Raw genomic sequence first — 13,966 nt, 5'->3', positions numbered from 1 at the left:
CGGACACCGGCGCACAAAAAAGCTTAAAAAAAATACTAATAAATTATAAGAGAATAGAATGCAGGCGGGGCGTGGTTTTCTCCCTTTTTCATAGGCAAATCAGGGGGTTAGAAGGACCTGTGGGTCTATTGACTTTTCAATATATGGTAGTAAAATGATTAAACGTTACTAAATATAGTGTATATAATAGAAAATCCAATAAATCTAGTGAAATTGCCCGTCATCATTTGTCAAGTAGAAATAGCTACATGTTATAGGAGGTTAGGGACCATGTTGATTGCTTACGATTCCAAGACCGGCAACGTTAGAAGGTTCATCAATAAGCTGAAGCTTCCTGCTGTTCAAATCGAAGAGCATATGACGATCGACGAGCCTTACGTGCTTGTTACATACACCACCGGATTTGGACAGATTCCAGAGAAGGTAGCTTCTTTCTTAGAGAAGAACCATTCCAGGCTCAAAGGCATCGCCGCGAGCGGCAACAAAAACTGGGGTGAGCTATACGCGCACAGCGCAGATTTAATTGCACAGCGTTACAACGTACCGGTGGTCGGCAAGTTTGAGTTGTCGGGAACATTTGGTGATGTACAGCGCATAAAACAGGAGGTGGACCGGGTTGCGGCATATTGAACTGAACAACATGTTGATGAAGAGAGACGAAAGCGGCTTTTTCCAATTGGATAAGGACCAGGAGGCAGTAGCCGAGTTCATGCGGGATGTGGAGCGGCGCAGCCTGACCTTCACAACTACCAAAGCGAAGATCGATTATATGATTGCCAATGATTACTACGAGGACCTGTATGACCGTTATTCCGCAGCTGAGATGGAGGACGTCTACCGGATTGCCCACGAATATAACTTCCAGTTCCCTTCCTATATGGCGGCTTCCAAGTTCTACACAGACTATGCCGTCAAAAGCAATGACCGTAAGCAATACCTTGAGCATTACCCGGACCGCGTAGCTGTGGTGGCCCTGCATCTGGGACGCGGCAACGTGGAGACAGCCCGCACGCTGGCCCGCTCGATGATGGAGCAGCGCCTGCAGCCGGCTACCCCGACCTTCCTCAATGCCGGCAAGAGCCGCCGTGGTGAGATGGTCTCCTGCTTCCTGCTGGAAATGGACGACTCGCTCAATTCGATCAACTATGTACTGAACACCTGCATGCAGCTGTCCAAGATCGGCGGCGGTGTTGCGGTCAATCTGTCCAAGCTGCGCTCGCGCGGCGAGACGATTAAGGGCGTCGAGGATGCTGCCAAGGGCATCATGCCTGTCCTGAAGCTCATGGAAGACGGCTTCTCCTACGCGGACCAAATGGGCCAGCGCAAGGGTTCGGGTGCGGCTTATTATAATATTTTTGGCTGGGACGTACTAGAATTCTTGGACAGCAAGAAGATCAACGCCGACGAACGGACACGCCTGAAGACGTTGTCTATCGGCCTGATCGTGCCTAACCGCTTCTACAAGCTCGCTCAGGATAATCAGCCGCTGCATGTATTCGCTCCTTATACTGTGTATCAGGCGTATGGAACGCATCTGGATGATATGGATCTGGACGTGATGTACGATACCCTGCTTGCTGATTCGCGCGTGAAGAAGAAAGTTGCCATGAGCGCACGCGACATGCTGACCAAAATCGCCATGATCCAGCTCGAATCGGGCTATCCGTATATTATGAACAAGAGCAATGCCAATAACGCCCACGCCTTGCGTAATGTGGGTCAGATCAAGATGTCGAACCTGTGCACCGAGATTTTCCAATTGCAGGAGACTTCCGAAATTAACAACTATGGAGAGCAGGACGCGATCCGCCGTGATATCAGCTGCAACCTGGCTTCCCTCAACATTGTGAATGTGATGGAGCATGGCAAGATTCGTGAATCCGTTCATGAAGGCATGCTCGCACTGACTGCAGTCAGCGATATGACTACGGTCTCCAATGCTCCGGGTGTGGCTAAAGCGAACAAAGAGATGCACTCCGTCGGCCTGGGTGTGATGAATCTGCACGGTTACTTTGCCAAGAACAAGATTGCTTATGAGAGTGAGCAGGCCCGCGATTTCGCCCGGACCTTCTTCATGACGATGAACTTCCATTCGATCGAAAAGAGTATGCAGATCGCTGCGGAGACTGGCGAGACCTTCCATGGCTTCGCAGAATCGGATTATGCATCCGGCGTGTATTTCGACCGTTACCTGACCACAGACTACCGTCCGGTTACTGCAAGAGCGCAGGAGCTGTTCGAGGGCATCTACATTCCTACAACCGAGGACTGGAAGCAGCTGCGTGATGACGTGATGAAGAACGGCCTGTACCATGCCTACCGTCTGGCGATTGCGCCGACTGCGAGCATCTCTTACATCCAGAATGCCACGTCCAGTGTAATGCCGATTGTAGAACAGATCGAGACACGCACGTATGCCAACTCGACCACCTACTATCCGATGCCTTACCTGCGTCCGGACAATGTATTCTTCTATAAATCTGCGTACCAGATGGACCAGTTCAAGGTGATTGACCTGATTGCGGAAATTCAGCCTCATATCGACCAGGGTATCTCAACGGTCCTGCATGTGAACAGTGATGTAACGACCCGTGAGCTGGCCCGTTCTTACCTGTATGCGGCACACAAAGGGCTGAAATCCCTGTACTACACCCGGACCAATAAACTGTCTGTCGAGGAATGCCTGTCCTGCTCCATCTAAGAGCGGGCACAGGTACAGAAAGGGAGAATAGATCATTATGAGTGCAATCAAAGCCGTGAACTGGAACCGTCCCGACGACGACTACTCGCTGATGTTCTGGAATCAGAATATTATGCAGTTCTGGACCGACGACGAAATTCCATTATCCGATGACAAAATGTCCTGGCTCACGCTGAGCGAGATCGAAAAGGACTCTTATATGAAGGTGCTGGGCGGACTGACCCTGCTTGATACCATCCAGGGCGGCGTCGGCATGCCGCAGATTATGGAGCATGTGGACGGCTTGCAGCGTAAGGCGGTCCTCGGCTTCATGGGGATGATGGAGCAGATCCATGCGAAGTCTTACAGCAGTATTTTCACAACACTGGCTTCTACAGAGGAGATCGACGGCATCTTCCGCTGGGTGGAGGACAATACGTTCCTGCAATTCAAGGCAGAGACCATCTCGGAATATTACAAGAAGATTGAGTCGCCCAAAGACCTCTATCTGGCAATGGCTGCCTCTGTTCTGCTGGAAAGCTACTTGTTCTACAGCGGCTTCTTCTACCCGCTCTATCTGGCCGGTCAAGGCAAAATGACCTGCAGCGGCGAGATCATCGACCTGATCCTGCGGGATGAGAGCATCCACGGCGTCTACGTCGGCGTACTCGCCCAGGAGATCTTCGAGGAGCTGTCCGAAGACGATCAGCGCGATGTCTACCAGACGCTGGTCGGACTGCTGCGTCTGCTGCATGCCAACGAGGAGCAGTATACCGAGCAAATCTACGCCCAGATCGGGCTTGTAGATGAAGTGAAGTCCTTCCTGCGCTACAACGCCAACAAGGCGATGATGAACCTGGGGCTGGACCCGCTGTTCGAAGAGGAAGAGATCAACCCGATCGTCCAGAACGGGATCAGCACCCACACCAAGCAGCATGACTTTTTCTCCAAAAAAGGCAACGGCTACGTCCGTGCGATGAACGTGGAGCCTTTGCGGGATGAGGATTTCAGCTTCTGAAATAGAAGCTGAATCTAAGAAGCTAACTTAAAGCTCAGCCGTCACTACAGAGAATATTTGGACTTCCGGCCGCTGCCCGTATACAGATTTCTTGATTGAACCCGCTGTTCGCGGTTGAAATCCGTATACAAAGGCGAACTCTAACGCTCCTACAGTTCCAAAATTCCCTTCCGGTCCTTCCCGCTTATGGTTATATTCTTTTATTCAGCTTATATAGTTTTAATTAATAAGGCACCCGCCAGCTGAGAGACAAGCTGACGGGTGCTTTTTTTGAGACTAACTCCATGCAGGAACGTACCAGTAGGAGTGGATTTTTTCCAATGAGGAGTGAGCTTGCTTGGTTATGCATTATCAGGAGTATGGAGATCAAAGCGCATCTTATCTGATGGTATTCTTGCACGGTGGCGGAGTGAGCGGCTGGATGTGGGATAGACAAGTGGAATATTTCGCCCATTATCATTGCATGGTTCCAGACTTGCCTGGACACGGGTTAAGTAATGATGACGTTATATTTTCAATTCAAAGCAGTGCAGAACAATTAATCCAAATAATCGGAGAAAAGGCAGGCGGAAAGAAAGTCGTCCTGGTCGGATTCTCTTTAGGTGCACAGGTTGCTGTCCAGATGGTAAGCCTGAGACCTGCGCTCATTGATTTTGCCATAATAAACAGTGCTCTGGTCAGACCCATGCCGTACGCTAAAAAGTGGATTGGACCGGCAGTCAGACTAACCTTCCCTTTAATTAAACAGAGATGGTTCTCCAGGCTTCAAGCTAAGACACTATATCTGGGCAATGAATACTTTGAACGATATTATGCAGAAAGCTGCCGGATGCAGCCTGACGCCCTGATCGCAGTGCTGGAAGAGAATATGACGTTCACTATTCCAGCCGGTTTCAGTGAGGCCACAGGCAAGATACTGTTTACAGTAGGTGAGAAAGAAAAAGCTGTGATGAAGCAATCCGCTAAGGATCTTGTTGCTGCCAGCTCCAATTGTAATGGCGTGATCATCCCTGGCATTGGACATGGGGTCTCTCTGGCGAGGCCTGACTTCTTTAATCAAATGGTCGACACGTGGGTGCATAAAGGTGACGTACCCAAGGAATGCAAAAGGGTTTGATGTGTTTTTTTGTTCATCGTAAATAGTTTATTCCGTATCCTTCATATTAAGCTTATGTCTCATTATTATCGCTTTCTTACCCACCCTGAGCTGAATCTCGCCATGCTGGTCGGTCCGGTATACCTCTGTATTTGCGTCTTTTAGCCTGTCTAGTACATCGCCATTTGGATGCCCGTAGAGGTTGTTCACACCCGCAGAGATTACCGCCGCTGCCGGATGCCAGAAGGTCAGCCAGTCTGCGCTGGTGGCGGTTTTGCTGCCGTGGTGGGCGACTTTGAGGATGTCGATGGGCTTACCTGCCTGTATTCCGGCCTGCTGTGCGGATTGCAATATCGCTTCCTCCGCTGCCTGGTCCATATCGCCTGTGAAAAGAAAGCTGCGGCCGTTCATCTCCAGCCGAAACACGACCGATTCGTGGTTCTGATCCTCCACTTCATCCGGCAGAGTCTGCCCGTCCGCAGGCGGCTCCGGCCAGAGAAAATGCAGCTGCGCCGCCTCATCCGGAGCCAGGACCATGCCCTGCTGTACCGGATACAGCCGGACTCCTGCGGCAAGCGCTGTAGTCATCAGCTTGGTGTACGGCTCCGTATCTGCCAGCGTCCCGTTGAACAGCAGAGCAGACACTGGCATACCCTCCAGCACCGCCTGCAGCCCTCCGGCATGGTCCTGATCGCCATGCGTCAGGATCACCGCATCCAGCCGGTGGATGCCCCGCTGCTTCAGCAGCGGCAGCAGCGTCTTGGCTCCGACCTCGAACGGGCTGCGGCGGATTCGCCAGGCTTCCTTCTTCCCGAAACTCACCGTTCCGCCGCCGTCCACCAGAATATGGGCTCCGCCCGGCGTGGTAATCAGGATGCTGTCTCCCTGCCCCACATCCAGGTAGCTGATCGCTCCCGCACCGTCCAGGTCTCCCGCATTGTAGCCTCTGTACAGCAGAAGCGTCAGACCGGTAGCGCACAGCACAGCGGCAAGGCTGCCCCAGCGCGTAGCGTCTGGCTGCGGAAAGGCCTGGAAGGCTAGCGCGGCTCTTCTGCTGCTCGCAGCTGCCGCTGGCGCCGCCCTGCAGCTGGTATTGCCGGCCTTACCACGGCTCTTTCCCGGCAGCTCGAGCTCGGTCAGCGGCCGGGTCTCATCCTCCATATACTGTGGAGCAAGCGTAATCTCCGTCCGTCTCTTCAACGCATACAACACACCGTAAAGTAGTCCGTAGTATAGGCAAATCCACAGTAATGAAGGTGAAGCCCAGATCAGCACACCTGCTGTAAACCCGTTTACCCACTCCACTGCCTCAAACGTAGCATTATTCAGCAGCTCTGCAAGCTGCACAGTTAAGAGGGCGGCAGTATTCCAGAACCGTCCAAGCAGCAGCGCCAGCGTACCAAGCGGCAGCACCAGGAACGTGATGAAAGGAACGAGCAGCAGATTGGCGGCAAAGGACAGCAGCGAAAATTGGTTAAAATAATATATCGTTAGCGGGAAAGAGACCAATTGCGCAATGAAGGTTACCGAGAGGGCGCTGCCCAGCCAGTTAGGTAAACATCTGAACAATGGCGCGGCCAGCGGCGTATATACCATGAGACCTGCTGTCACCAGAAAGGACAGCTGAAAGCTGACGCTGAGCAGCAGATACGGGTTCCAGACCAGCATCATCAGCGCCGCAGCGGCCAGAATGTTCATTCCATCCTTAAGGATACCGAGCCTTGCGGCAAGCAGAGCAATCATGCTCATTATCCCGGCGCGAACCACTGACGGTCCGGCACCGGACAGCAGTACGTAGGCTGGTACAAGCAGTAATGTTACCGTGAGTGCTGTTTCTCTCGTGAAGCGGCAGCGGCGCAGAAGAAATAAGATCACCCCGACATAAACCGCAACATGCATTCCCGAGATCGCCAGAATATGAGTCAGCCCCAGCTGTGAGAATTGCTTAAAGGTCTCCGGGTCCAGATCCTCCTGGATGCCGATGACGAGTCCCTTCATATAACCGGCATGCGGCTCCTCGAATAAGCGCTCCATCTCTGCACCGAGGGTGGCGCGCATCCTATCATTCCAGCGCAGAATGCCGGATAGCTGCCACGATGCCGGAGGGGCAATCTTAACGCTGGCTGTTCCGCTCCCTTTTAACAGCCAGTGGATTTTCTTCGTGAGCAGATAAGCCCGGTAATCGAATCCGCCGAAGTTACGCGCTATCTGCGGCTGGGCCAGCTCTCCTTCAATGACTACCCGGTCTCCCCGCTGCCAAAGAGCGGCTACAGCAATTTCGCTTTCTTCCTGAAGCTTGATTTGAACGGCAACCAGTTCCCCTTTTGCTTCCTCTTCTGCTCCTGTTATTGCGTCTGCCCCTACTCCTGTTTCAGCTTCTGCTTCTGCTTCAGCACCTTCAGCTGCTGCGCTTCCTCCTTTTTCTGCATCTGCTGCTGCCCCTGCCGCTACCACGACAGCTACTTTTTCTTTTGTAGCTACTTTAGCTCCCGTTTCTACATTCGCCGCTGTTTCGGTCTCCTGACTTCCCTGCCGCTCCAGTCCGATCCGTGACAGCTTCACTGTAAAATCAACCCGGTCCCCGTCCCGCTCCACCGGGGAAGCAATAACGCCTGCGGCTGTAACGTTAGCCTCATTCAGTTCGGTTGCCGATCGCTCCAATTGCTCCGGCAGCAGGCTCACGTTACGCGCCTCACTCCACTCCCAGTACATGGCTGCCGCAGCAATCGCCAGCCCGAACACAGCAGCCGTTCTCCAGCGTATGCCGCCGCTGACCGCCCAGATTGCAGGCAGCAGCAGCAAGCCTGCGAGGTAGATCAGCAGACTGCGTCCGGAGAACAGACAGCCTGCCGCACTTCCGGCAATCCAGCAGATCGTGAAGCTTAAGAGCGGCCTTCTGTTCATCAGCATCTCTCCTTTAATCATGGGTCTATTCTCTTCTTCCCGTCAAAATGGAACTACTCTTTTCCTGTCCCGCTGCCGCAGCAACGACAAAGAACCCCTGCAAACGCAAACACATGCGTAAGCAGAGGTTCTTCCCCTGAAGATCTGAAGCTATCCATAACACTAACCTGTCCCTATTCTGTGTGGTGACGCAAGTCCTCCGGTATGCTTCCGGTTATTCCGATACCGAGATCATTGTTTCCTTCGGCGGCTCATAGTTCTCCAATTGGCGGAACACAATTCCTTTGGAAGACAGCATGGCCTCAACCTTCTCCATATCCTTGCGGTACGGACGCAGATAGACAATCTCTACAATCCCGCTGTTGGCTAACATATTGGCACAGGTCCAGCAAGGTTCATCCGTGACGTAGACGGTACTGCCTTCCCGGTCACTCCGGTCTGTGAACAGCAGTAGATTCTGCTCAGCATGGATTGTACGGATACAGCGCTGCTTCTTCACCATGGTCTCTACGCCGTCAATGATCTCCCGCTCATATTGCTCGGAGACCATACAGCCTGCTTCCGAGCAGTCCGGAACACCCATCGGTGCGCCGTTATAGGCGGTGCCCAGCAGCTTCTTGCCCTGCACCAGCACAGCGCCGACATGGCGGCGGGGACAGCGCGAACGGGTGGAGACCATGCAGGCAATATCCATGAAGTATGTATCCCAGTTCTTGCGGTAAGCCACAGTCATCAGCAATCTCCACTTCCTCTTAGATAGTTGTTCATTATTGTAACATAATGCAGCATTCTTTCACTATACAGCTTGTCCTAACACTAGCCTGCCAACCGTTCTCATTACAGCATCATGCTGCGTAAACCGCAATTGCTGATAGAAACGTCGATTCTGGCGTTAAGCTCAGTTTCCGGCAGGCTCAGGCTTGACCTGTTACTATTCCCTTTCATTTTCTGGACTTAACTGTATTCTGTACAACTAAAAAGACTGAAATTCGGATGAAAAGCAGTTTAATTGCACTTCGTACACTTATATCACGATCTGCTGAGCTAAAATCGCCACACAACGTATTTTAGTTGTACGAAGTGCAACTAACTTTAAGAAATTAGTAGTTTTACAGTTTTTAGTTGTACCAAATACACTTATCTGACTGGCGGAGCATACGGTTGGGCATGGCGGGTAGGCTCGGCTCCATCAGACAACTTTGTGTAACAACAACCCGGTAATTCCCTGCCAATTGTAGTTTATACAAGCGTCAGTATGGATGCTGCCGCCCGTTCGAATCATCCAGCGGGTCCCTGGACTCAAAATGCCACCAGCGGCTTCAGCTGCTCCAGCAGCTTCGGTCCGATCCCCTTCACCTTACCCAGATCGGTCAGGCTGCGGAACGCTCCCTTGCTGCTGCGGTACTCGATAATCGCCTGCGCCTTCTTCTCCCCGATGCCCGGCAGGTCCATCAGGGCTGCGGTATCGGCAATGTTCACATTGACCCTGCCATCAGCAGCCACTGCTGGAGCTACTGCTCCTGCGGCACCTGCGGCACCTGCCGCTCCAGCGCTCCCAACTGCACCAACTGTCCCGCCACTTGCAGCGCCGCTGCCCGCCGATCCAATCACTGCACCGCCAGTTACTTCACCACCGCTAACGGCTCCACTTCCTCCTGCTCCAGCCGTTCCGCTTACAGCGCTATTTCCCGCTACTCCAGCCGTCCCTCCATTTACACCGCCCTCATTTCCTGCTACTCCTGCCACACCACCATCTACAGCGCCACTCCCAACTGCACCAACCATCCCCCCACTAGCGGTCCCACTCCCAGCTACTCCTGCGTTCCCACCACCAACCGCTGCCCCGGCCTTACCGTTCGTATTCCCGTCATCCCCACCTGCCACTGCCCCGGCTGTCCCCGCCGGAGCAGCAATCCCGGTGCCATTAATCACTCCGGCCTTATCACTTACAGCACTGCCCTCACCTCCGGCCTTATCACTTACAGCACCGCCCTTACCTCCGGCCTCACTTACAGCACCGCCCTCACCTCCGGGCGCTGCCAGCGCCTTACTACTCCCGGCACCGCTGCCACTAATAGCCGCTGCCCCTTCAGCGCCGCTCCCACCATCTTCACCACTCACCCCTGCCGTTCCCGTGCCGCCATCCGCCACCCCCAGCGCCTGCGCCATCCCGGCGTTCAGGGTCTCCCACCCGGCGATGCCGTTCTCTGCCCTGTGGTCTGCAGCCCAGACCAGACCACCGCCCAGCAGGGCAGCGGCGATGGCGCAGCCGATCATTCTTTTGCCCATGAAGCTGTCCTCCTTCAGTAAACTGGAATTTTATTCAAAAACAAGCTTAAAACCTGTCATTTGTCCAAGACTGCCGTGCATACATTGAACGAAGAGTATTCCTGTAAGCCCAGAACCCAGCAACATTAGAAAGGAGGTAACCACAGGATGAAAGTGGGATTTATCGGAACAGGCAGCATGGGCGGTCTGCTCATCGACACCTTTCTTCGTTCGGGAGCCCTTGACCCGTGTGATGTGCTGGCCAGCAACCGCAGCCCGGGCAAGCTGAGGGAGCTGAAGAAGCTTCATCCCGGAATCACTGTATGCTCGGGCAACATCGAAGCCGCGTCCGAGAGCGATATCGTGTTTCTGTGTGTCAAACCTTTGCAGTTCAAAATGTTAAGCGATGAGATTGCCCCTTACCTGCGCAGCGAGCAGATTGTCGTATCCATTACTAGTCCAGTTCAGCTGTACCATCTTGAATCCGTACTGCCCTCCAAAATTGCCAAGATTATTCCCAGCATCACCCACTCCGTCAAAAGCGGGACTTCTCTGTGCATCTTCGGAAGCAGATTAAATAAAAAAGACAGGCTGGTCCTGCTCCGGCTATTCTCATGTATTGGTGTTCCTGCGGAAATCCCGGAGAGTCATACGCGGATTGCCTCTGATTTCTCCAGCTGCGGCCCGGCGTTCATCAGCTATTTCCTGGAACGGTGGATCGAAGCGGCTGTAGAAGCAACCGGCATTGATGAGGCCCTGGTCAGCCGTCTGGCCGGTGAAATGCTGCTTGGTACAGGCAAGCTGCTGACAGAAGGCTCCTTCACCCCGCAGGGGCTGCAGGAACGGGTTGCCGTCCGCGGAGGCATTACAGCGGAAGCGCTGAACCACCTGCGCACGAGTCTGGAAGGGGTATTCGAACGCCTGATCACCACTACGCATGACAAATACGATGAAGATGTGGAAAAGCTCGACGAGCTGTTCGGGCGCAGCAGCATCGTCCAGAGCCCACTTGACCGCTAAGGCAGCTGCGGCGATAGCCTTCTGCCAACGTCCATTGCCATAGCTTATTGCAAGGGCTGTATGCCTTGCCATCGTCCTTCCCCTCTTGCCATGCCCGCCTTATGCTACGCTCTGCCGCTCCGTTCTCCGCTTCCGGTGCACTGCCGGAAACCAATAAAACCCGCAGCACGGAGTCATCCGTTGCTGCGGGCAATGTTGCGTTCTTCGCTTAACCCACTACTATATTTACCAGCTTGCCGGGAACGGCAATAATTTTACGTACGGTTTTGCCTTCGACGGCTGCCTTCACGTTCGGCAGGGCCAGTGCATGGTTCTGCATGTCTTCCTGACCCATTTCCATAGGGATCAGTGCGCGCTGAACGATTTTACCGTTAACCTGCACGACAATTTCCACTTCCGCATCTACGGTCCAGGCTTCATCATAAGCCGGCCATGCGACATAGCTGATGCTTCCTTCGTGACCCAGCAGCTGCCACAGCTCTTCGGCAATATGCGGTGCCAGCGGCGACAGCATCTGGACGAACTGTTCTGCCGCTTCTGTGGACAGGCTCTCCTGCTTGTAAGCGTCGTTGATGAAAATCATCAGCTGGCTGATCGCCGTATTGAACCGCAGATGTTCAAAGTCTTCGGTTACCTTCTTCAGCGTCTTATGCCAGGTCCGTTTGAATTCATCGGTACCGCCATCTGCCGAGATCTTAGCGCTGATGCTGCCATCTTCGTTCACGAACAGGCGCCATACGCGGGAGAGGAAGCGGTGGATGCCTTCCACGCCTTTTTCATTCCAAGGCTTAGTCGCTTCCAGCGGCCCCATGAACATTTCGTAGACGCGCAGTGTATCTGCGCCGTAAGCTTCTACGATTTCATCCGGGTTGATGACGTTGCCGCGCGATTTACTCATCTTCTCATTGTTGTTCCCCAGGATCATCCCCTGGTTCACGAGCTTGTGGAACGGTTCCTTCGTATCGACTACGCCGATATCATAGAGAACCTTGTGCCAGAAGCGGGCATACAGCAGGTGGAGCACCGCATGCTCGGCTCCGCCGATGTACAGGTCAACCGGCAGCCATTCCTTCTGCTTCTCGGGTGAACACAGCTCCTGATCATTGTGCGGATCAATATAACGCAGGTAGTACCAGCAGCTGCCGGCCCATTGCGGCATGGTGTTGGTCTCGCGGCGGGCTTTCATTCCAGTCTCCGGATCAATTGTTTCGACCCATTCGGTTACATTCGCCAGCGGGGATTCACCTGTGCCCGAAGGCTTGATGGCATCCACATCCGGCAGTACCAGCGGCAGCTGGTCCACAGGAACGGTCTTCATTGTGCCGTCTTCCAGATGCAGAATCGGAATCGGCTCCCCCCAGTAACGCTGGCGGCTGAACAGCCAGTCGCGCAGGCGGTAGGTTACTTTGCCCTTGCCGCTGCCCTTCTCTTCCAGCCAGGCAATCATTTTGGCGATAGCTTCAGTATTCGACAGGCCATCGAGGAATCCGGAATTTACGTGCGGGCCGTCGCCGGAATAAGCCTCTTCTTCGACGTTGCCGCCTTGCACTACTTCAATAATATTCAAGCCGAACTGCTTGGCGAACTCCCAGTCACGGGTATCATGGCCCGGAACAGCCATAATCGCTCCGGTTCCGTAGCCGGCCAGCACGTAGTCGGCAATCCAGATCGGCACCTGTGCGCCGTTCACCGGATTGATTGCGTAAGCGCCGGTGAAGACACCGCTTTTCTCTTTGGCCAGATCGGTACGCTCCAGATCACTCTTGCGGGAAGCCTTGTCGCGGTAGTCTGCAACGGCAGCCTTCTGCTCTTCTGTTGTAATCACATCAACCAGCTTATGCTCCGGTGCCACGACGCAATAGCTTGCTCCGAACAGGGTATCCGGACGGGTGGTGAACACTTCAAGCGTAGCCTCATGCCCTTCAATGGCAAAAGTCACCTCAGCGCCGGTCGATTTGCCGATCCAGTTGCGCTGCATATCCTTAATGCTCTCTTCCCAGTCCAGCTCATCCAGATCCTCGAGCAGACGGTCTGCGTATTCGGTAATTCTCAGAATCCACTGGCGCATCGGTCTGCGGACCACGGGATGGCCTCCGCGCTCGCTTTTGCCGTCGATCACTTCTTCATTCGCCAGGACGGTACCCAGCGCTTCACACCAGTTCACGGAAACCTCAGCTACATACGCCAGACCGCGGTTGTACAGCTGGATGAAAATCCACTGCGTCCATTTGTAGTAACCCGGATCAGTTGTGCTAATCTCGCGGTCCCAGTCGTAGGAGAAGCCCAGCGACTTGATCTGGCGGCGGAAATTATCAATGTTCTTGAAGGTAATGTCACGCGGATGCTGTCCGGTATCCATCGCATACTGCTCAGCCGGAAGTCCGAAAGCGTCCCAGCCCATCGGGTGGAGCACGTTGTAGCCGCGCATCCGTTTGAAGCGGGAAACAATGTCTGTAGCGGTATAGCCTTCAGGATGGCCTACGTGCAGCCCTGCGCCGGAAGGATACGGGAACATATCCAGGGCGTAGAACTTCGGTTTGCCTGCTTCTTCACTTGTCTTGAAAGTCTTGTTCTCGTCCCAGAATTTCTGCCATTTCGGCTCGATGGTCTGGGCACGGTAGCCGGTGTGGGCTTGGGTAAATGTGTTGTCGCTCATCTTATGCTCCTCCTTGGAGTGTTGCTGTCTTAGGTAAGGCTAATGTTATAAAAAGAAATACTGTAAATAAGGGTCACTGCAGAAAGTTTTGGGCTTCCGCCCGCTGTTATATTCGGATTTCCTGATTAGAACCGCTCATCGCGGTAGAAATCCGAATCTAAAGGCGGCCACTAACGTTGCTCCAGCTCCAAAATTTCTATCCGTTCCTTTATCTTTACATAAGTTCTGTAAAACCAATCCGCTGGCCTGGCGGAGCAGCAAAGTCCAAGAACCCGCAATGATTCGCTGGGGGCCGGAAGGGCTGAAAAGCCAAACCCGCCGTTG

General features: G+C 53.6%; 9 protein-coding genes. 5 read left to right on the top strand and 4 right to left on the bottom strand.

The window, feature by feature from the left end:
• Positions 1-270 precede the first annotated feature (270 nt).
• The 4 genes from nrdI to NSU14_RS04400 all read left to right on the top strand — a co-directional run bounded on the left by nrdI (position 271) and on the right by NSU14_RS04400 (position 4,815).
• Positions 271-630, top strand: a complete 360-nt coding sequence (gene nrdI, locus NSU14_RS04415) for a class Ib ribonucleoside-diphosphate reductase assembly flavoprotein NrdI (RefSeq protein WP_042139483.1) — start codon at positions 271-273, stop codon at positions 628-630.
• Positions 617-2,701, top strand: coding sequence for a class 1b ribonucleoside-diphosphate reductase subunit alpha (nrdE, locus tag NSU14_RS04410; protein WP_076245094.1), 2,085 nt, complete (start codon positions 617-619; stop codon positions 2,699-2,701). The genes nrdI and nrdE overlap by 14 nt, the downstream gene beginning before the upstream one ends.
• Positions 2,702-2,738: 37 nt before the next feature.
• Positions 2,739-3,698 (top strand): class 1b ribonucleoside-diphosphate reductase subunit beta, encoded by a 960-nt coding sequence (gene nrdF, locus NSU14_RS04405; protein ID WP_171720951.1) that lies wholly within the window; start codon positions 2,739-2,741, stop codon positions 3,696-3,698.
• A 337-nt stretch (positions 3,699-4,035) separates the two neighbouring features.
• Positions 4,036-4,815: an alpha/beta fold hydrolase gene (locus NSU14_RS04400; RefSeq protein ID WP_336103140.1), complete on the top strand. Its 780-nt coding sequence runs from the start codon at positions 4,036-4,038 to the stop codon at positions 4,813-4,815.
• Positions 4,816-4,842: 27 nt separating this feature from the next.
• Here NSU14_RS04400 and NSU14_RS04395 read toward each other — a convergent pair whose 3' ends face one another.
• The 3 genes from NSU14_RS04395 to NSU14_RS04385 form a co-directional block, all read right to left on the bottom strand.
• Positions 4,843-7,719: a ComEC/Rec2 family competence protein gene (locus NSU14_RS04395; RefSeq protein ID WP_340943128.1), complete on the bottom strand. Its 2,877-nt coding sequence runs from the start codon at positions 7,717-7,719 to the stop codon at positions 4,843-4,845.
• 193 nt (positions 7,720-7,912) lie between these two features.
• Positions 7,913-8,431 (bottom strand): deoxycytidylate deaminase, encoded by a 519-nt coding sequence (locus NSU14_RS04390; RefSeq protein WP_039300969.1) that lies wholly within the window; start codon positions 8,429-8,431, stop codon positions 7,913-7,915.
• Between the two features lie 566 nt (positions 8,432-8,997).
• On the bottom strand, positions 8,998-9,987 hold the full coding sequence (locus NSU14_RS04385; RefSeq protein WP_340943125.1) for a ComEA family DNA-binding protein: 990 nt from the start codon (positions 9,985-9,987) through the stop codon (positions 8,998-9,000).
• A 147-nt stretch (positions 9,988-10,134) separates the two neighbouring features.
• Between NSU14_RS04385 and comER the strand changes: the two genes are divergently transcribed.
• Complete coding sequence (gene comER, locus NSU14_RS04380; RefSeq protein ID WP_042139487.1) at positions 10,135-10,986, top strand: late competence protein ComER; 852 nt, start codon at positions 10,135-10,137, stop codon at positions 10,984-10,986.
• A 208-nt stretch (positions 10,987-11,194) separates the two neighbouring features.
• On the opposite strand, the gene leuS is transcribed toward comER, so the two are convergent.
• Positions 11,195-13,642 carry a leucine--tRNA ligase gene (gene leuS, locus NSU14_RS04375; protein ID WP_336101182.1) on the bottom strand — a complete coding sequence of 816 codons (2,448 nt, stop codon included), beginning with the start codon at positions 13,640-13,642 and terminating at the stop codon, positions 11,195-11,197.
• Positions 13,643-13,966: the final 324 nt, after the last annotated feature.

It is taken from the genome of Paenibacillus sp. FSL R10-2771, from assembly GCF_038000205.1.
Taxonomy (GTDB): Bacteria; Bacillota; Bacilli; order Paenibacillales; family Paenibacillaceae; genus Paenibacillus_AQ; species Paenibacillus_AQ phytohabitans.
This window is presented reverse-complemented; position numbering and strand designations above follow the sequence as displayed.